Source organism: Citrobacter sp. U14242, from assembly GCF_046555775.1.
Classification (GTDB): domain Bacteria; phylum Pseudomonadota; class Gammaproteobacteria; order Enterobacterales; family Enterobacteriaceae; genus Citrobacter.
In genome coordinates this window covers 163,019-180,059 of the sequence record NZ_JBKGLW010000009.1, presented here as the reverse complement: position 1 = coordinate 180,059, position 17,041 = coordinate 163,019, and the positions used below count along the sequence as shown (strand labels likewise).

Sequence of the window (17,041 nt, the reverse complement as noted above, 5' to 3'; positions counted from 1 at the left end):
CATCATAATTTCCGACAAAATTGACTTCCTATGGAAAAAAATCAGGCTGATGGCCTGCCATTGCCCCAGCGGTACGGTGCAATTTTAACCATTGTTATTGGCATCTCTATGGCTGTACTGGACGGCGCAATTGCTAACGTTGCCCTGCCGACGATTGCCACCGATCTTCAGGCCTCCGCGGCCAGCTCAATCTGGGTCGTTAACGCCTACCAAATCGCAATTGTCGTATCACTCCTGTCACTCTCATTTTTGGGTGATATGTTTGGCTACCGACGCATATACAAGTGCGGACTGGTGGTATTTCTGCTCGCATCACTTTTCTGTGCCCTTTCCGATTCGCTGCACATGCTAACACTGGCGCGTGTGGCTCAGGGTTTCGGCGGAGCGGCATTGATGAGCGTAAATACAGCACTCATTCGCCTGATTTATCCGCAACGTCAGCTTGGGCGAGGCATGGGGATCAACTCCTTTATCGTGGCGGTTTCCTCAGCAGCAGGCCCGACTATTGCAGCAGCGATCCTCTCTATTGCCTCGTGGAAATGGTTGTTTCTGATTAACGTCCCACTGGGAATTATCGCGTTGCTGCTGGCCATGCGCTTCCTGCCACCTAATACACCGCGTAGCAATAAGCCACGTTTTGATCTGCCCAGCGCGGTGATGAATGCGCTAACGTTTGGTTTGCTAATCACCGCACTTAGCGGTTTTGCACAAGGGCAATCACTTACGTTAATTGGTGCTGAGCTCGTAGGCCTCATCGTGGTAGGTTTCTTTTTTATCCGTCGTCAGCTCGCACTGCCAGTACCGTTACTACCGGTTGATCTGCTACGGATCCCCCTTTTTTCACTCTCAATTTGTACGTCGATATGTTCATTCAGCGCGCAAATGCTGGCGATGGTTTCCTTGCCCTTCTTTTTACAAACCGTACTGGATCGTAGCGAAGTCGAAACAGGGTTACTACTGACCCCGTGGCCGCTCGCAACCATGGTCATGGCGCCGCTGGCTGGTTATCTGATTGAACGCGTTCATGCGGGTCTTTTAGGTGCGCTGGGGATGGCCGTCATGGCAAGCGGGTTATTTTCGCTGGTGCTACTGCCTGCCGCACCTTCTGATTTTAATATCATCTGGCCGATGATTTTATGCGGTGCGGGTTTTGGCTTGTTCCAGTCACCGAATAATCACACCATCATCACCTCCGCACCACGTGAACGCAGTGGCGGTGCGAGCGGGATGCTGGGAACGGCACGCTTGCTTGGACAAAGTACCGGGGCAGCGCTGGTTGCATTGATGCTAAACCAGTTTGGCGACAGCGGCACGCACGTCTCGCTGATTACTGCGGGCATCCTGGCAACTGTTGCGGCAATTGTTAGCGGATTACGCATAACCCAACCCCGGATTAATGCATAAAAAAAGCGCGTCTTTCGACGCGCTTTTGCTTTTTCGTTTACCACGGACTACTTCAGGTATTCACCACTACGCAGCGCTTCAATACGTTTATCCAACGGTGGGTGAGTCATAAACAGCTCACTCAACGATTTGGATTTACCGTTGATGCAGAACGCCATCATGCTGGTCGCTTCCTGCGGCTCATAACTGGTTTTCAGACGCTGCAATGCGGCAATCATCTTCTCACGACCAACCAGTTTTGCAGAACCTGCATCCGCATGGAATTCACGATGGCGTGAGAACCACATGGTAATAATGCTCGCCAGAATACCAAACACCAGCTCCAGGACCGTCGCCACGGCAAAATAGATTAATGGATTGCCGTTACTTTCCTCCCCTTCATCGCGGTTCCCGCCCATAAAACCAGCGGCAATCTGCGCAAGAATACGCGAAATGAAGATAACAAAGGTGTTCACTACCCCCTGAATCAGCGTCATGGTAACCATATCGCCATTGGCAATGTGGCTAATTTCATGCGCAATAACAGCTTCAGCTTCATCCGGGCTCATGTTTTGCAGCAGGCCAGTACTAACGGCTACCAGCGAAGCATCCCGGCGTGCGCCGGTAGCAAACGCGTTAATATCCGGCGCATGGTAAATAGCCACCTGTGGCATAGCGATCCCGGCCTGACGAGCCTGTGTCGCTACCGTATTCATCAGCCAGCGTTCTCTCTCATTACGCGGCTGCTCAATAACTTCTCCACCAACGGACTTTAACGCCATCCATTTGGACATCAGCAGCGAAATGAAGGAACCACCAAAACCAAACAGCAGTGCCATAATTAACAAGCCTTGAACGCTGCTTGACTGGATCCCTGTCAGGCTCAATACCAGCCCGAAAACGACCATCACAGCCAGGTTCGTCAGCAGGAAGAGCGCGATTCGCATCATAATTTTCTTTTAACCTCAATTTAACAAAACGCACTATGCGATTACCCATATCGTATGGGTCTTACGGCTATTTTCAAGCATGCCTAGGTGCTAAGTCACCAGAAAGACACAACTTTACATTTTAACGTATCAGACTGACGACTTCATGCGTTTGTTAAAAAAACAGGCACAATTTCTTGTGCCTGTTTGACGTTATTGACTGGTCGCGGGCTGTTCCGCTGGCTTTTCTTTTTCAAGATGCGCCAGGTCGAGCGCGATTTTCACCGTTTCATCCAGATACGGATCTGGCTCCTGGTAATCCTTCGGCAGATCGTCCAGTTTCTTCAGCAACGGCTTACCTTCTCGCTTAAACCGATCGTTGATACGTGCCAGACGCATTGCGTCATCTTCGTTATTCTCTTTCTCACGCTGGGCGTAATTCAAAGAGGCGATGTTGCGCTTATCCTTCATCGCGTTGAAACGCGCAATGTCTTTCATGATGTACTGGAACTCAGGATCGTTCGCAATACGCGCATTGTGCTCTTTCAGCAATTCCGGTCCAAACGGCGTCAGGTTATCGGACTTAGTGTAGGTTGCAGCATCAATGCTGTCCCACGGCAGCGCGTTATCTTCGAACTTCTCACCGGTTTCGGTTTCTTCATTACCTGTCGGCATGATGATATCCGGCGTTACGCCCTTACGCTGCGTGCTGCCACCATTAACGCGGTAGAACTTCTGAATGGTGTACTGAACAGAACCCAGTGCCGGCCATTCCGGACGCAGCATCTGATCGTAAATACGATTCAGAGAACGATACTGCTGTACGGTGCCTTTACCAAACGTCGGTTCACCGACAATCAGCGCACGGCCGTAATCCTGCATCGCCGCGGCAAAAATCTCTGATGCCGAGGCACTGAAGCGATCAACCAGCACGACCAGCGGGCCTTTGTAGTAAACAACGCCATCGGTATCGCTGTCTTCACGCACTTTACCATTGTTGTCGCGAACCTGAACCACCGGACCAGAAGGTATAAACAGACCAGAAAGCGATACGGCTTCGGTCAGTGCTCCACCACCGTTGGTGCGCAGATCGATAATCACGCTGCTGACATTCTGTTTTTCCAGTTTCTGCAGTTGAACTTTGACATCATCTGTCAGGCCAACATAAAAACCCGGAATATCCAGAACACCGACTTTTTCTTTGCCAACGGTTTTCACCGACATTTTAACGGCACGGTCTTCCAGGCGAATACGCTCACGCGTCAGCGTAACAGTACGTGTCTTGGTGCCCTTACCTGCCGGCAGGATTTCAAGGCGAACCTTGCTGCCTTTTGGTCCTTTGATCAGCGCGACAACATCATCCAGACGCCAGCCAATCACATCCACCATGCCTTTACCGGTCTGACCGACGCCAACAATACGATCGCCAACGCTTATCGCTTTGCTCTTAGCTGCCGGGCCACCTGCAACCATGGAGTTAATGACGGTGTAGTCATCATCCATTTGCAGAACCGCGCCAATACCTTCCAGAGACAGGCTCATTTCAGTATTGAACTGCTCAGTATTACGTGGAGACAGGTAGTTAGTATGCGGATCGATTTCGCGTGCAAACGCGGTCATCGCCAGTGAGAACACATCTTCACTGTTTGTCTGTGCCAACCGGCGGATGGCGAATTTGTAACGACGTGTCAGTGTTTCACGGATTTCAGCATCGGTTTTACCCGTCAACTTCAGGCTGAGTTCGTCAAATTTAACCTTACCGTCCCACAGCGCGTTCAGCTCTGCTTCGCTCTTCGGCCACGGAGCTTTACTCCGATCAAGGTTAAAATTGTCGTTACCGGTGAAATCCATTGGACGTGCCAGTACGCTTAATGCGTACTGGTAACGTTCAAACCGGCGCTTCTGCGCCAGATTATAGAGATCGTAAAAGACATCGAGTTTGCCGGTACGCAGTTCATCACCGAGGACGGTTTTCTTTTTGGCAAACTGCTCAATATCGCTCGCCAACAGCACGTTATGGCTGTAGTCGAGCAGATTCAGATAGCGGTCAAAAATTTTCGCCGAAAACGCCTGATCCAGATCGAACTGGCGATAATGTGAACGCGTAAAGCGTGATGTCACACGTTCACTCACCGTCGCATGCTGGGTTTCTTCCTTTAAAACGGGGAGTTGATCGGCACGCGTGATGTCTTCCACAGCGAGTGCCTGGCCTGCAAATGCAAGCAGACCAGCTAACGCAGTAAGCCTAAAAAAAGTGTTCATGCCAGGCCTGGCCTCCGTTTCAGAACACCAGGTGTTCTGCGCGTACAATCAAAGACATACCCGAATTCAGCTGTACACGGACGCCATCTTTGGTGATTTCTAATACGGTGGCATCCATCGCATTGTTACCTGCTTTCACCTTCAGAGACTGCCCTACCGTCAGCACTGAAATATCAGATACTGGGGTATGCTGTTCTTCACGAGGAGCACGCGGTGCTTTTGCAACTGGTTTTTCAGCGCGAGGTTTACGCTCAGCACCCTCTTTACGACGTGGTGCCGGGCGCGGCTTACGTTCACGACGCGGTGCGTCTTCTTTTTCACCCGCAGCGGCCGCCGCTTCGCGTTTTTTCGCCTGTTGCTCTGCACGTTGCGCCTGAACGCGGGCTTTCGCTTCTTCAAGCTGTTTACGCGCATGCTCAACGTGTTGCTCATCCAGCTCACCACATGGGTTACCGTCGAGGTCAACACGCGTTGCGCCCAGCTTAACGCCGTACAGATAACGCCAGCTTGATGTATAGAGACGTAAGGCCGAACGGAGCTGTGTTTTACTGAGGTTCATTTCACCCTCAACACGCTCTACCAAATCCTGAAAAATGCCAATTTTCAGCGGGCGCGCTTCGCCTTCCGCACTAAAACACTGCGGGAAGCGTTCGGCCAGAAACGCGATGACTTCTTTACTGCTATTCAACTTAGGTTGATTTTCCATGAAATTTCCTGATTACAACGGACGTAGCCAACAAGCGCAGGCATGAACAGGCGTCATTATAATGACGTCATCAGTAATTGCTACGTTATCCGTTGATTATCCTGCGACGGTCGCAAAGAATTTTTTGTAATCCGTCGTTGCAAGCACGGTTTCAAGCTGTACCACCAGCGTCCGCAGCCCCTGTTCATCTTCTTCAGTAAAGCGACCAAACGCTGTGCTATCAATGTCCAACACGCCGATAATTTGATTCTCAACCGTAATCGGCAGAACGATTTCCGCATTGCTGGCGGCATCACAAGCGATATGGCCATCAAAGGCATGCACGTCCTCTATACGCTGAACCTGATTCTGCGCCACCGCAGTACCGCACACGCCGCGCCCTACCGGGATGCGTACACAGGCGATTTTCCCCTGGAAGGGACCGAGCACCAGCGTATTGTTCTCAAGCAGGTAAAAACCTGCCCAGTTCACTTCTGCAAGACGTTCGTACAATAACGCGCTGGTATTCGCCAACGTTGCCAGAAAACTGGTTTCACCTGCCATTAATGCCTGAAAATCCCGGTTCAGATCCGTGTATAGCTCTATTTTGTTCATTATGTAATCACTTAGTTGTCTTACTTAAAACTGCAGCCCACTAAAATAAACATTAAATGCGTAAATGCTCAAGATCATTCCCGTCATGGGTTAAGATAACATTACTTCAACACTTTGATTCGCGATACATGGCCCTTACTCATCCACGCATCACGCCGACTAAAAAAATAGCGATCAGGTCCATTGGTGAAGCGCTACCCCGTGCGCATTACCAACGATGTCCTGAATGTGACCTGCTGTTTAGCTTGCCGAAAATGCGTTCGCACCAAAGTGCATTCTGCCCACGCTGTCAGGCTAAAATTCGTGACGGCCGTGACTGGTCGTTAACGCGACTGGCGGCAATGGCTTTCACCATGCTGTTACTGATGCCCTTTGCATGGGGAGAGCCGCTACTGCACATCTATTTATTAGGCATACGCATTGACGCGAATGTGGTACAGGGCATCTGGCAGATGACCCGGCAAGGCGATCCGCTGACCGCATCCTTCGTACTGTTTTGCGTCATTGGTGCTCCCGTGATACTCGTGTCATCAATCGCTTATCTGTGGTTTGGCAATATCCTCGGCATGAACCTGCGCCCGGTATTATTGATGCTGGAAAGGCTTAAAGAGTGGGTCATGCTTGATATCTATCTTGTCGGTATCGGTGTCGCCTCTATCAAAGTGCAGGACTATGCTTTTCTGCTGCCCGGAGTGGGACTCTATGCTTTTATCGCACTGGTGATCCTGAGCATTTTGACGCTATCGCACCTCAATGTTGAGCAGTTATGGGAACGCTTTTATCCACAAAGGCCTGCACGCCGCCCCGACGGACAGCTTCGTGTTTGCCTCGGCTGTCACTTTACAGGTTATCCTGATGCCCGAGGCCGTTGTCCCCGTTGCCATATTCCATTACGCTGGCGCAGAAATCAGAGCATCCAAAAGTGCTGGGCAGCGCTGCTGGCCTCGATTGTCCTGTTGCTGCCTGCTAATCTGCTGCCCATCTCAATCATTTACGTTAACGGTGCCCGTCAGGAAGACACTATTCTGACCGGCATCATGTCCCTGGCGAACAGCAACGTTGGTGTAGCAGCCATTGTTTTTATCGCCAGTATTCTGGTGCCATTCACCAAAGTGATTGTGATGTTTACGTTGTTGTTCAGTATCCAGTTTAAATGTGAACAAGGATTACGCACCCGCATCCTGCTACTCCGTATGGTGACCTGGATTGGTCGCTGGTCGATGCTGGACCTGTTTGTTATCGCCTTAACAATGTCGCTGATAAATCGCGATCAGATACTTGCTTTTACTATGGGGCCGGCTGCGTTTTATTTCGGTGCAGCGGTAATATTGACTATTCTTGCAGTGGAATGGCTGGACAGCCGCTTACTTTGGGATGCACATGAGTCAGGAAACGCCCGCTTCGCAGATTGAAGCGCAGATTAAAACAAAACGCCGTATCTCTCCATTCTGGCTGCTGCCGTTCATCGCGCTGATGATTGCAGGATGGCTCATCTGGGGCAGCTACGAAGATCGTGGCAATACCGTGACCATCGACTTTATGTCCGCAGACGGCATTGTGCCAGGTCGGACTCCCGTGCGCTATCAGGGGGTCGAAGTTGGCACCGTGCAGGATATCAGCCTGAGTAAAGATCTGCGCAAAATTGAAGTTCGGGTCAGCATCAAGTCCACCATGAAGGATGCTCTGCGCAAAGACACGCAATTCTGGCTGGTAACGCCGAAGGCATCACTGGCGGGCGTTTCTGGCCTCGATGCGCTGGTTGGAGGGAACTATATCGGGATGATGCCGGGCACCGGCGAGCCGGAAGATCATTTCGTCGCGCTCGACACGCAGCCAAAATATCGGCTGAATAATGGCGATTTAATGTTGCATCTGCAAGCACCCGACTTAGGTTCTCTCAACAGTGGTTCGTTGGTTTATTTCCGCAAGATCCCGGTAGGCCGGGTCTATGACTACACCATCAACCCCAATCATCAGGGGGTAACCATCGATGTACTGATTGAGCGTCGCTTTACCAATCTGGTGAAAAAAGGCAGTCGTTTCTGGAATGTGTCCGGGGTGAATGCCGATGTCAGCCTGAGCGGCGCAAAGGTAAAACTGGAAAGTCTGGCCGCGCTGGTCAATGGTGCCATAGCCTTTGACTCCCCAGAAGATTCTCAACCTGCCGCCGCCGACGACACGTTTGGGTTATATCAGGATCTCGCCCACAGCCAACGTGGCGTGATCGTCAAACTTGAGCTACCCAGCGGCGATGGACTGAAGGCTGGATCAACCCCGCTGATGTATCAGGGCCTGGAAGTCGGGCAACTGACCAGGCTGGATTTGAATCCAGGTGGTAAGGTTACCGGTGAAATGACCGTCGACCCCAGCGTTGTCACGCTACTGCGCGACGGCACGCGCATTGAGTTACAAAACCCCAAATTATCATTAAACGATATGAGCCTGAGCTCGCTGTTAACAGGAAAAACGTTTGAACTGGTGCCCGGCGAAGGTGAACCACGTAGTCAGTTTGTGGTGATCCCCGGTGAGCAGTCCCTGCTTCATGATCCCGGCGTTATGACGCTTACGCTGACCGCCCCGGAAAGTTACGGCATCGATGCCGGCCAGCCGCTGATCCTTCATGGCGTACAGGTCGGTCAGGTTATCGAGCGGAAGCTATCAAGCAATGGCGTTTCATTTATCGTTGCTATCGAACCGCAGCATCGTGCACTGGTGCAAGGTGACAGCAAATTCGTGGTTAATAGTCGAGTGGATGTCAAAGTGGGCATTGATGGCGTTGAGTTCCTTGGCGCCAGCGCCAGCGAATGGATAAGCGGTGGTATTCGCATTTTACCTGGCACCAAAGGTGAAATGAAAAAAAGCTATCCGCTGTATGCAAACCTTGAAAAAGCTATTGAGAACAGCCTGAGCGATCTGCCAACCACAACCGTCAGCCTGAGCGCCGAGACACTACCAGATGTGCAGGCCGGGTCAGTGGTGCTATACCGTAAATTCGACGTCGGTGAAGTCATTAGCGTACGCCCTCGTGCCGATGCATTTGATATCGATCTGCATATCAAACCGGAATACCGTAATCTGTTAACCAGCAACAGCGTGTTCTGGGCTGAAGGTGGCGCAAAAGTTCAGCTTAACGGCAGCGGCCTGACCGTACAGGCCTCTCCCCTGTCGCGGGCGCTAAAAGGGGCGATTAGCTTCGATAACCTGAGCGGTGCCGGCGCCAGCCAGCGTAAAGGCGACAAGCGTATTTTGTACGCGTCAGAGACCGCTGCACGTGCGGTAGGTGGACAGATTACTCTGCACGCATTTGACGCCGGAAAACTCGCCGCAGGGATGCCAATTCGCTACCTGGGGATTGATATAGGTCAGATCCAGACCCTTGAACTGCTCACCAGCCGTAACGAAGTTCAGGCAAAAGCGGTGTTGTATCCGGAGTATGTCCAGACGTTTGCGCGTAGCGGTACACGTTTCTCGGTAATTACCCCGCAAATTTCGGCGGCAGGTGTGGAACATCTGGATACTATCTTACAGCCCTACATTAACGTGGAACCAGGGCGCGGTAATCCGCGCCGTGATTTTGAACTGCAGGAAGCGACGATTACTGATTCACGTTACCTTGATGGTCTGAGTATCGTGGTAGAAGCGCCAGAAGCGGGATCACTAAATATCGGTACTCCGGTTCTGTTCAGAGGTATTGAAGTGGGGACCGTCACGGGCCTGACGCTGGGTTCACTGTCCGATCGCGTGATGGTGGCCATGCGCATCAGTCAGCGCTACCAGCATCTGGTGCGCAATAACTCCGTGTTCTGGCTGGCATCTGGCTACAATCTCGATTTCGGCCTCACCGGCGGCGTTGTGAAGACGGGTACATTCAATCAGTTTATTCGCGGTGGTATCGCGTTTGCCACCCCACCAGGTACGCCACTGGCGCCGAAAGCGCAGGCGGGTAAACACTTCCTGCTGCTGGAGAGTGAACCGAAAGAATGGCGTCAATGGGGAACCGCCCTGCCACGCTAATTTTTCCCCCGCGCCGGCGTACTCGCGCTGGCGCGGTTAGCTTCATCAGACTTCAAGCAGGAGCGTTGTTGTCCTGTAACTCGAATTATTGAGGGTATATGCTACACTGCGCACTTGTTTTTTTGCCGGTGGTACCAAGTGGCTTATTTTCCTGACGCCTTTCTGACACAAATGCGTGAAGCAATGCCTTCCACGCTCTCTTTTGAAGATTTTCTCGCAGCCTGCCAGCGCCCATTACGCCGCAGTATCCGCATCAATACGCTGAAAATCTCCGTTGCCGATTTTCTCGACTTAACCGCGCCTTATGGCTGGTCACTCACTCCGATTCCCTGGTGTGCTGAAGGCTTTTGGATTGAGCGCAACGATGAAGAATCTGTACCGCTCGGCAGCACAGCTGAACATTTAAGCGGACTGTTTTATATTCAGGAAGCCAGTTCGATGTTACCTGTTGCTGCGTTATTTGCCGACGGCAATATCCCGGAGCGGGTGATGGATGTTGCCGCCGCGCCAGGCTCTAAAACCACGCAAATTGCCGCCAAAATGAATAATCAGGGTGTTATTCTGGCGAATGAATTTTCTGCCAGCCGCGTCAAAGTTCTGCATGCCAATATCAGTCGTTGCGGGATTGCGAACGTCGCACTCACTCATTTTGATGGCCGTGTGTTCGGCGCCGCGTTGCCAGAAACGTTCGATGCCATTCTGTTGGACGCACCGTGTTCAGGCGAAGGCGTCGTACGTAAAGATCCCGATGCACTAAAAAACTGGTCCATCGAAAGCAATCTGGACATTGCTGTTACCCAGCGCGAACTGCTTGATAGTGCCTTTCACGCCCTTCGCCCCGGCGGCACATTGGTTTATTCCACCTGCACACTTAACCGTGATGAAAATGAATCCATCATGAAGTGGCTGATAGAGACTTATCCGGACGCCGTCGAATTTCTTCCGCTGGGTGATTTATTTCCGGAGGCCGGACGCGCCCTGACACCAGAGGGATTCCTGCACGTCTTCCCACAAATTTATGACTGTGAAGGATTCTTTGTCGCACGTTTGCGAAAAACTGCCTCTATACCTGCACTGCCAGCGCCGAAATATAAGGTGGGAAATTTCCCCTTCAGCCCGCTGAAAAGCCGGGAAGCCGCACAAATCACCCAGGCCGCTACCGCCTGTGGATTGCAGTGGCAAGACAATCTGCGCCTTTGGCAGCGTGATAAAGAAATTTGGTTATTCCCGACAGATATTGAACCGCTGATTGGTAAAGTTCGTTTTTCCCGCCTCGGGATTAAACTCGCTGAAACCCACAATAAGGGTTACCGCTGGCAGCATGAGGCTGTTATTGCGCTTGCTAACCCAGAACATCACAATGCATTTGAACTGACGCTTGAAGAAGCGGAAGAGTGGTATCGCGGCAGAGATGTCTACCCACAAACCGCACCAACTACCGACGATGTACTGGTCACGTTCCAGCATCAGCCGATTGGGCTGGCAAAACGTATTGGATCACGGTTGAAGAACAGTTATCCACGCGATCTTGTCCGGGATGGTAAACTCTTTACAGGATAACGCACGTTTTTACTGGCGCTTTTGCTAACGTTGACTACGCTGAAAAAGGGCGGCCTAACTGGTCGTACCACAACAGCAAATCTACGGAGAGCACGATGATGAAAACCAGTGTGCGCATTGGCGCTTTTGAAATCGACGACGCCGAGTTACATGGCGAATCGCCGGGGGACCGAACGTTAACCATTCCTTGTAAATCCGATCCGGATTTATGTATGCAACTGGACGCCTGGGATGCCGACACCAGCGTCCCGGCCCTTCTCAATGGAGAACATTCCGTTCTATTCCGCGAGCACTACGATCGTAAGTCAGATGCCTGGGTCATGCGCTTTGCCTGATTCAAAAAGAACCCGTCGCCAGACGGGTTATTTATTGGCGTTAAAACAATTGAATCTACGTACGCAGGCGGAGAAGACAGCGATGGTTTCCCCCGCAGCCCGCACACTATAAGCGAGTTCCCGGCTTCGCGTTGAATCCATCACCACACCAAATTCAGGCAGCGACCGCAATCCCATCAGGAGCGAACTCAACGCGCCAGCAGCGGTCATGAAAATCAACACCGTTGCGCCATTTGGCGATTTGACTATCGATACCGGAACCTATTCTCTGCTATGAAAGGACAGGCAAGATGAGGTCGTAAGAAAATTTACCCATTGGTTGCAATCTTTTGAACTGCCCGGTGTAACGCCCCAGCCCTTCACGAGTGAGCACACTATGACGCGTTAACTTATTTCTCCTCGCCCCATTAACTGCAATTTCTTCTACACTATTGATACGGCAACACAATTTGAGGATGGGATGTTCACGCTGATTCTATTTGTTTGCTACCTGGATGGCGGTTGTGAAGATATCGTGGTTGATGTCTACAATACGGAACAGCAGTGCCTAATTTCGATGGACGATCAGCGTATTCGCAACGGCGGATGCTTACCTGCCGAAGACTATATCGACAGCTTCTGGCGTCCTGCTCAGGAATATAGTGATTTCTAATTATTGTAACTGCACCAACGTTAGCTCACCGCCAAATACCGCGCCGGTATCAATATAGTGCAGATTATCGCGATCAAGCCGATGGCGCAGAGGCGTATGGCCAAACCAAAAGTGATCTGCGCCATGAATTCCACTGCTTTTATTCATTAATCGCGCACGATCCCACAACACCCGTTGCAAATCGACCTCTTTTCGCCACAGATAATCATTATCCGGGTAATCGGCGTGGGCAATCACGTGTACGCCAGTCTGACAATGCAGTTCCAGAATCCACGGTAATTGCTGACAGGCTTCAAGAGCAAACCTTGCCGCGGGTTGTGCTGCCTGCGCAAACCACGCCCCTCCATTCATAAACCACAACTGCAGATCCCCCGTCACCAGTGCATCCAGCGCCATCTGCTCGTGGTTCCCCCTGACCGCCACGATCCAGTTCCGGCGAAGCAACTGTAGACAGCGCAGACTATCAGGCCCACGATCGGTAACATCGCCGACAGAAACCAGCAGATCCCGCCACGGGTCAAACCGACACTGGCGCAATTTATCCATCAGCATAGAAAAACAGCCGTGAATATCCCCCACGACCCAGATGTGACGCCAGTTTGTTCCCTCTACCCTCTGGTAGACGTTGTCAGGCTGCCCCATATAACCTTCTGCATTCTTGTTACGCTCACCTTTAAGTTTAGCAATAACAGCAACAGGCACCGTACCGTAGAGTTTGCGCAGCAAATGTTCAATTGTTTATATGTAGTTGAGCATTCAGCATTCTTCCTCTGGCGGTAACAACAACTAGCGGTGTCGGTTTTAGTTCATAGCGGTCCAATATCCGCGAAAGAAGGTCTTTAATAAACAGGATAAATCCTGAGCGATGATATTCCTCAATTTCAATAAATGTGTCTTCCTTTATTTCTAACGTAACTGGATTGATATAGTTTAAACCCAGATACTCATTGATTTTATTACATTCATCCAAAGCTGCCTTACTGCAAATCCCTATGGGCAGTTCAAAAAATTCCCTTCGCCGATTGACCCTATAAGGTTTAAGGCGTGCATGGACGTGTCTCTCTGCCTCCTGATAGTTACCTACCTGACAAGCCATCAGACATCAAAGGGCAACGGCACGCCTGTCATCCCATTAAATAACTGCTTAGCCCTCTGTTCTGGCATGTTCTTTGTGAAACCTGTTTTGAAGCGGCTTTTCTGAAAGGCTTCATTCTTCAGAATAAAGACATAGCCACTTGAATCATTCATACATTCTTTCCATTTAATCTAATTCCATAACGAAAAGTTAAATGTGCCCCCCTTTAAACTCACGCCCTGAATTTCTTACACTAACTCTTTCCAGAATTAATAGAATTATTAATGTGTTAAGATGTTATCCTGACTGATAAAACACGACCAATGTTATATTTTCTCTTTATCCGATAAGTCCGTGTACCGGGACGCGAGTTGTAAGTAAAGACGCCGACACTCAGAAAAAAGGACCGAAAAGTACTTGGATGTGTGAAAGAAAATGTTTAGATTGTAGTAACAGCTTACGGAGACCGAAGAGGATTTTTCGTGTATTTCGGGGCTATGTCTTATAACTAGCTGGTTTATAAGGCACATAAAAAGAGACCGAATACGATTCCTGTATTCGGTCCAGGGAAATGGCTCTTGGGAGAGAGCCGTGCGCTAAAAGTTGGCATTAATGCAGGCTAAGTTACCCTGCCATTTAAGAATAGATGACAGCGCCAGGTTTTCCAGTCCGCGACTAAAGTGGTCTGAAAAAAAGGGTGATTGCCACTCGCTACAATGTAAAAACCGCAAGTTCTCCTGTGAGATCCTTGCGGTTTTTTATTGGAAATCAGAGCACTACATCTGACAATTAACAGAGCTTTTCTGCACGCTCGATAAACGGAGCAAGGCTCATTTTTTCGCCAGGTTTAGCTGGATCGTCGATCTGGATAATGTCGATCGGTTTTGCCGTGGTTTTACCGCTCTCAACCTGCTGTCTGGCAACATCATTCAGCGGGTATTGCACCAGCGTGCTGGGGTTGATGACATACAGCGCGTTGCCCGGACGGCAGGTCAGCATCACCTCTTCACGATTAAACGCCCATTTATCTTTGCCAACCTCAAAACGACTGACGGTAATAACCTGCGGCGCAGCCAGTGCCGCTCCCGAACTTGCCAGTAGCAATAAAGAGATAATGATTTTTTTCATACGTTTTGCCAGTCCATCAGAACGGTTCGAGGGTTGCAAACAGGCTGACAATTGCCAGCACAACAGCGCCTATCCCCCATTCCAGCTTCGTCATCCAAATAAAATAGAGGGTCATGCAGCGGTTATCCTGCTGCATACGTGGAACAAGAACATACCGATTCACCAGCGCAATCGCCACCATTAGCATGACCAGGGCACATTTTAACAACAGCAGTTTCCCATAAGCCGCATGCCAGGGAACAGAAAAACCGACAATAAACAGCGCATTCATGATGCCGGTTAACAACACGCCAATAACAAAAAGATGCCCATAGCGGGAGAAGCGCATCATGGTACCGATGGCTTGATCGCGCCAGCGTCCTTGTGCCATTTTCATACAGTAGAATACCGGCAGCAAGCCGCCAAACCAGGCAGCAGCGCATATCAGATGCAGCGCATGGTTAATCTGATGAAGTGTACCAGTTAGACTATCGTGTAGTGTCGCATGCCCAACGCCCGCCAGCAGAATAAACTGAGCAATCGTCAGCATTAGCAGTCGTCGCGGCATACTGCGCGGTACGATAATGGTCACCACCAGTGTGACCAGCGCAAGGATAATTTGCCACAGCCAGACGCCCCCGAATTGTGTTTGCAGGACGGCTTCCCAAACGGTGATGGAGAGGACATCCTGCCAACCCGCGCCCATTAATCCCCCCTGAACCGCCAGCATCAGCGTCGCACTGACAAAGCTCCACGCTGCAGCGTGGCGTTGCAGATGCAAGAAACGACGCATCATCAAACGACGGAGCGAAACAGGAGCCAGCCATGCGCCATAGAGCGCACAGCCAAACACCAGCATCAGCGTGGTAAAATGGATAAAACGCAGTGCAACCCAGGTAAACGCCAGCATCGGTTATTTCACACTAAAACTATATTGTCCTTTCGTCTTGTGCCCATCCACTGACACAACGTGCCAATCTACTGTGTATTTTCCTGCTTCCAGTGACTGAACGAGCGGAATAATCAGTTGAGTTTTATCCTGCTCATTACGCGTTGCCTTACCCGTTTTGATCTGTTCTTTTTGCGGACCAGTCAGCGTTGCCCCGCTGAATGCAGGTTCAACACCTTCAGAAAAATTGAGCGTCAATGCCTGAGGTGATGCTGTAACCTGGGCATTCGCCGCAGGACTTTGTTGTGTCAGGTGCGCATGTGCCAGGGCAGCGGGTGTTGCCAGAATTCCGGCAAGAGCGATGAGAGCATAGCGAAGTGAAGATGCAGATGAAGCCATATCAACTATTCCTTTTTGTTATGTCTAATCTGTAGAGAATAACCTTCAACAATGATCGAGTCGAGAATCATCATTTCAGGCTTGCCATTAATGCGCACTCTTAGTAACTTTTGCGCGCCAATGGAGAGATAAGGAGAAACGTATGAATATTAATCTGGCCAAACTTGAGCAAGCAGAGATGGACAAGGTTAACGTCGATCTGGCTGCGGCAGGCGTCGCATTTAAAGAGCGCTACAACATGCCTGTCGTTGCTGAAGTTGTCGAGCGTGAACAGCCTGCACATTTACGCGACTGGTTCCGTGAACGCCTGATCGCGCACCGTTTAGCTTCCGTTTCCCTCTCACGTTTACCTTACGAGCCTAAAGTTAAATAAACCTTATATTAAGTTACGATTCCTTACATGATGCCTGCTACAGTATAAGCACATTCTTAATCTATTATTTAAGGATGGTTGTAGACACTATGAAAAGGAAATCATTATGTCACACTGGAAAATTGCTGCTGCGCAGTACGAACCACTTCAAAGATCATTAAGCGAACATGTCGCCCATCATTTGCTGTTCATTCATGAAGCGGCAAAACGCCAATGCGAATTGTTGGTTTTTCCATCATTATCCCTGTTGGGATGTGTGGACGAAGACGACGCGCTCCCAGCCCCACCCGATGAAGAGTTATTGCAGCCCCTCGCCCACGCCGCGGCCACGTATCACATGACCATTATTGCCGGGTTGTCGGTAGAGCATCACGATCGCTTTGTGAAGGGAATAGCGCTTTTCTCTCCCTGGATGACCTCGCCGTTAATGTTTCATCAAAGCCATGGTGCCTGTATCGCCAGGCAACAAAATGCCATCAGCGTTGTCGACAGCCAGCCGGAAGGTATTGATATCGACCCGACATTTTCGTTGTTCACAACCGGTCAGTCCGTCAGCGAGCCTGAACTGCTCTCTTCCGCTTCGCGCCTGCAACGTTTTTCGCATAAATTCGCCATTGCGGTGCTGATGGCCAATGCGCGTGGCAGCAGCGCATTGTGGGATGAACGTGGTAGGTTAATTGTACGCGCCGACAGCGGTTCATTACTGTTAACCGGTCAACGCACGCCACGGGGTTGGCAAGGTGATATCATTCCATTACGCTAG

General features: G+C 50.5%; 18 protein-coding genes. 8 read left to right on the top strand and 10 right to left on the bottom strand.

The genetic code is table 11. The annotated features are described in order from the left end of the window. Positions 1 to 30: 30 nt before the first annotated feature. On the top strand, positions 31 to 1,404 hold the full coding sequence (locus tag ACLJXE_RS16700) for an MFS transporter (protein ID WP_410751432.1): 1,374 nt from the start codon (positions 31 to 33) through the stop codon (positions 1,402 to 1,404). 47 nt (positions 1,405 to 1,451) lie between these two features. Here the strand turns inward: ACLJXE_RS16700 and htpX are convergent, their stop codons facing one another. From htpX to ACLJXE_RS16680, 4 genes are all read right to left on the bottom strand, one after another. After that, the gene (gene htpX / locus ACLJXE_RS16695; protein WP_271450102.1) at positions 1,452 to 2,333 is read right to left on the bottom strand and encodes a protease HtpX; all 882 of its coding nucleotides are present in this window, start codon (positions 2,331 to 2,333) and stop codon (positions 1,452 to 1,454) included. A 192-nt stretch (positions 2,334 to 2,525) separates the two neighbouring features. Continuing rightward, positions 2,526 to 4,574 carry a carboxy terminal-processing peptidase gene (gene prc / locus ACLJXE_RS16690; protein WP_286630864.1) on the bottom strand — a complete coding sequence of 683 codons (2,049 nt, stop codon included), beginning with the start codon at positions 4,572 to 4,574 and terminating at the stop codon, positions 2,526 to 2,528. Between the two features lie 19 nt (positions 4,575 to 4,593). Further along, positions 4,594 to 5,280, bottom strand: coding sequence for an RNA chaperone ProQ (proQ, locus tag ACLJXE_RS16685; protein ID WP_005120752.1), 687 nt, complete (start codon positions 5,278 to 5,280; stop codon positions 4,594 to 4,596). 96 nt (positions 5,281 to 5,376) lie between these two features. Next, the gene (locus ACLJXE_RS16680; protein ID WP_286630862.1) at positions 5,377 to 5,874 is read right to left on the bottom strand and encodes a GAF domain-containing protein; all 498 of its coding nucleotides are present in this window, start codon (positions 5,872 to 5,874) and stop codon (positions 5,377 to 5,379) included. Positions 5,875 to 6,002: 128 nt separating this feature from the next. Here ACLJXE_RS16680 and yebS point away from each other — a divergent pair, with 128 nt between their 5' ends. The 5 genes from yebS to ACLJXE_RS16655 all read left to right on the top strand — a co-directional run bounded on the left by yebS (position 6,003) and on the right by ACLJXE_RS16655 (position 12,435). Next, complete coding sequence (gene yebS / locus ACLJXE_RS16675) at positions 6,003 to 7,286, top strand: membrane integrity lipid transport subunit YebS (RefSeq protein WP_410751431.1); 1,284 nt, start codon at positions 6,003 to 6,005, stop codon at positions 7,284 to 7,286. Beyond that, a complete protein-coding gene (locus ACLJXE_RS16670) occupies positions 7,255 to 9,888 on the top strand; it encodes a PqiB family protein (protein WP_286630860.1) in 2,634 nt (877 codons plus the stop codon). Before yebS ends, ACLJXE_RS16670 begins: the two co-directional genes overlap by 32 nt. A 138-nt stretch (positions 9,889 to 10,026) precedes the next feature. After that, on the top strand, positions 10,027 to 11,448 hold the full coding sequence (rsmF, locus tag ACLJXE_RS16665; RefSeq protein WP_410751430.1) for a 16S rRNA (cytosine(1407)-C(5))-methyltransferase RsmF: 1,422 nt from the start codon (positions 10,027 to 10,029) through the stop codon (positions 11,446 to 11,448). 98 nt (positions 11,449 to 11,546) lie between these two features. Beyond that, a complete protein-coding gene (locus ACLJXE_RS16660; protein WP_101742234.1) occupies positions 11,547 to 11,783 on the top strand; it encodes a YebV family protein in 237 nt (78 codons plus the stop codon). 460 nt (positions 11,784 to 12,243) lie between these two features. Then, entirely contained in the window at positions 12,244 to 12,435 is a 192-nt protein-coding gene (locus ACLJXE_RS16655) for a YebW family protein (protein WP_005120744.1), read from the top strand. Here the strand turns inward: ACLJXE_RS16655 and pphA are convergent, their stop codons facing one another. The 6 genes from pphA to yobA all read right to left on the bottom strand — a co-directional run bounded on the left by pphA (position 12,436) and on the right by yobA (position 15,905). Next, positions 12,436 to 13,077, bottom strand: coding sequence for a protein-serine/threonine phosphatase (gene pphA / locus ACLJXE_RS16650; protein ID WP_410751471.1), 642 nt, complete (start codon positions 13,075 to 13,077; stop codon positions 12,436 to 12,438). It abuts the gene before it with no gap. An 88-nt stretch (positions 13,078 to 13,165) separates the two neighbouring features. After that, positions 13,166 to 13,531, bottom strand: coding sequence for a GIY-YIG nuclease family protein (locus ACLJXE_RS16645; RefSeq protein WP_410751429.1), 366 nt, complete (start codon positions 13,529 to 13,531; stop codon positions 13,166 to 13,168). After that, complete coding sequence (locus tag ACLJXE_RS16640; protein WP_410751428.1) at positions 13,531 to 13,683, bottom strand: GIY-YIG nuclease family protein; 153 nt, start codon at positions 13,681 to 13,683, stop codon at positions 13,531 to 13,533. The genes ACLJXE_RS16645 and ACLJXE_RS16640 overlap by 1 nt, the downstream gene beginning before the upstream one ends. A gap of 616 nt (positions 13,684 to 14,299) precedes the next feature. Further along, a complete protein-coding gene (locus tag ACLJXE_RS16635) occupies positions 14,300 to 14,638 on the bottom strand; it encodes a YebY family protein (protein WP_040232386.1) in 339 nt (112 codons plus the stop codon). Between the two features lie 16 nt (positions 14,639 to 14,654). Further along, a complete protein-coding gene (gene copD, locus ACLJXE_RS16630; RefSeq protein ID WP_410751427.1) occupies positions 14,655 to 15,527 on the bottom strand; it encodes a copper homeostasis membrane protein CopD in 873 nt (290 codons plus the stop codon). Between the two features lie 3 nt (positions 15,528 to 15,530). After that, positions 15,531 to 15,905 (bottom strand): CopC domain-containing protein YobA, encoded by a 375-nt coding sequence (yobA, locus tag ACLJXE_RS16625; RefSeq protein WP_410751426.1) that lies wholly within the window; start codon positions 15,903 to 15,905, stop codon positions 15,531 to 15,533. A gap of 142 nt (positions 15,906 to 16,047) precedes the next feature. Here yobA and ACLJXE_RS16620 point away from each other — a divergent pair, with 142 nt between their 5' ends. Together ACLJXE_RS16620 and ACLJXE_RS16615 are read left to right on the top strand one after the other, a co-directional pair. Beyond that, a complete protein-coding gene (locus tag ACLJXE_RS16620; protein WP_005120732.1) occupies positions 16,048 to 16,278 on the top strand; it encodes a DNA polymerase III subunit theta in 231 nt (76 codons plus the stop codon). 106 nt (positions 16,279 to 16,384) lie between these two features. Continuing rightward, positions 16,385 to 17,041: a carbon-nitrogen hydrolase family protein gene (locus tag ACLJXE_RS16615; protein WP_410751425.1), complete on the top strand. Its 657-nt coding sequence runs from the start codon at positions 16,385 to 16,387 to the stop codon at positions 17,039 to 17,041.

Coding starts and splice junctions, on each gene's coding strand:
- ACLJXE_RS16700 (WP_410751432.1), top strand. CDS start 31: ATGGAAAAAAATCAGGCTGATGGCCTGCCATTGCCCCAGCGGTACGGT.
- htpX (WP_271450102.1), bottom strand. CDS start 2,333: ATGATGCGAATCGCGCTCTTCCTGCTGACGAACCTGGCTGTGATGGTC.
- prc (WP_286630864.1), bottom strand. CDS start 4,574: ATGAACACTTTTTTTAGGCTTACTGCGTTAGCTGGTCTGCTTGCATTT.
- proQ (WP_005120752.1), bottom strand. CDS start 5,280: ATGGAAAATCAACCTAAGTTGAATAGCAGTAAAGAAGTCATCGCGTTT.
- ACLJXE_RS16680 (WP_286630862.1), bottom strand. CDS start 5,874: ATGAACAAAATAGAGCTATACACGGATCTGAACCGGGATTTTCAGGCA.
- yebS (WP_410751431.1), top strand. CDS start 6,003: ATGGCCCTTACTCATCCACGCATCACGCCGACTAAAAAAATAGCGATC.
- ACLJXE_RS16670 (WP_286630860.1), top strand. CDS start 7,255: ATGAGTCAGGAAACGCCCGCTTCGCAGATTGAAGCGCAGATTAAAACA.
- ACLJXE_RS16660 (WP_101742234.1), top strand. CDS start 11,547: ATGAAAACCAGTGTGCGCATTGGCGCTTTTGAAATCGACGACGCCGAG.
- ACLJXE_RS16655 (WP_005120744.1), top strand. CDS start 12,244: ATGTTCACGCTGATTCTATTTGTTTGCTACCTGGATGGCGGTTGTGAA.
- pphA (WP_410751471.1), bottom strand. CDS start 13,077: ATGGGGCAGCCTGACAACGTCTACCAGAGGGTAGAGGGAACAAACTGG.
- ACLJXE_RS16645 (WP_410751429.1), bottom strand. CDS start 13,531: ATGGCTTGTCAGGTAGGTAACTATCAGGAGGCAGAGAGACACGTCCAT.
- ACLJXE_RS16640 (WP_410751428.1), bottom strand. CDS start 13,683: ATGAATGATTCAAGTGGCTATGTCTTTATTCTGAAGAATGAAGCCTTT.
- ACLJXE_RS16635 (WP_040232386.1), bottom strand. CDS start 14,638: ATGAAAAAAATCATTATCTCTTTATTGCTACTGGCAAGTTCGGGAGCG.
- copD (WP_410751427.1), bottom strand. CDS start 15,527: ATGCTGGCGTTTACCTGGGTTGCACTGCGTTTTATCCATTTTACCACG.
- yobA (WP_410751426.1), bottom strand. CDS start 15,905: ATGGCTTCATCTGCATCTTCACTTCGCTATGCTCTCATCGCTCTTGCC.
- ACLJXE_RS16620 (WP_005120732.1), top strand. CDS start 16,048: ATGAATATTAATCTGGCCAAACTTGAGCAAGCAGAGATGGACAAGGTT.
- ACLJXE_RS16615 (WP_410751425.1), top strand. CDS start 16,385: ATGTCACACTGGAAAATTGCTGCTGCGCAGTACGAACCACTTCAAAGA.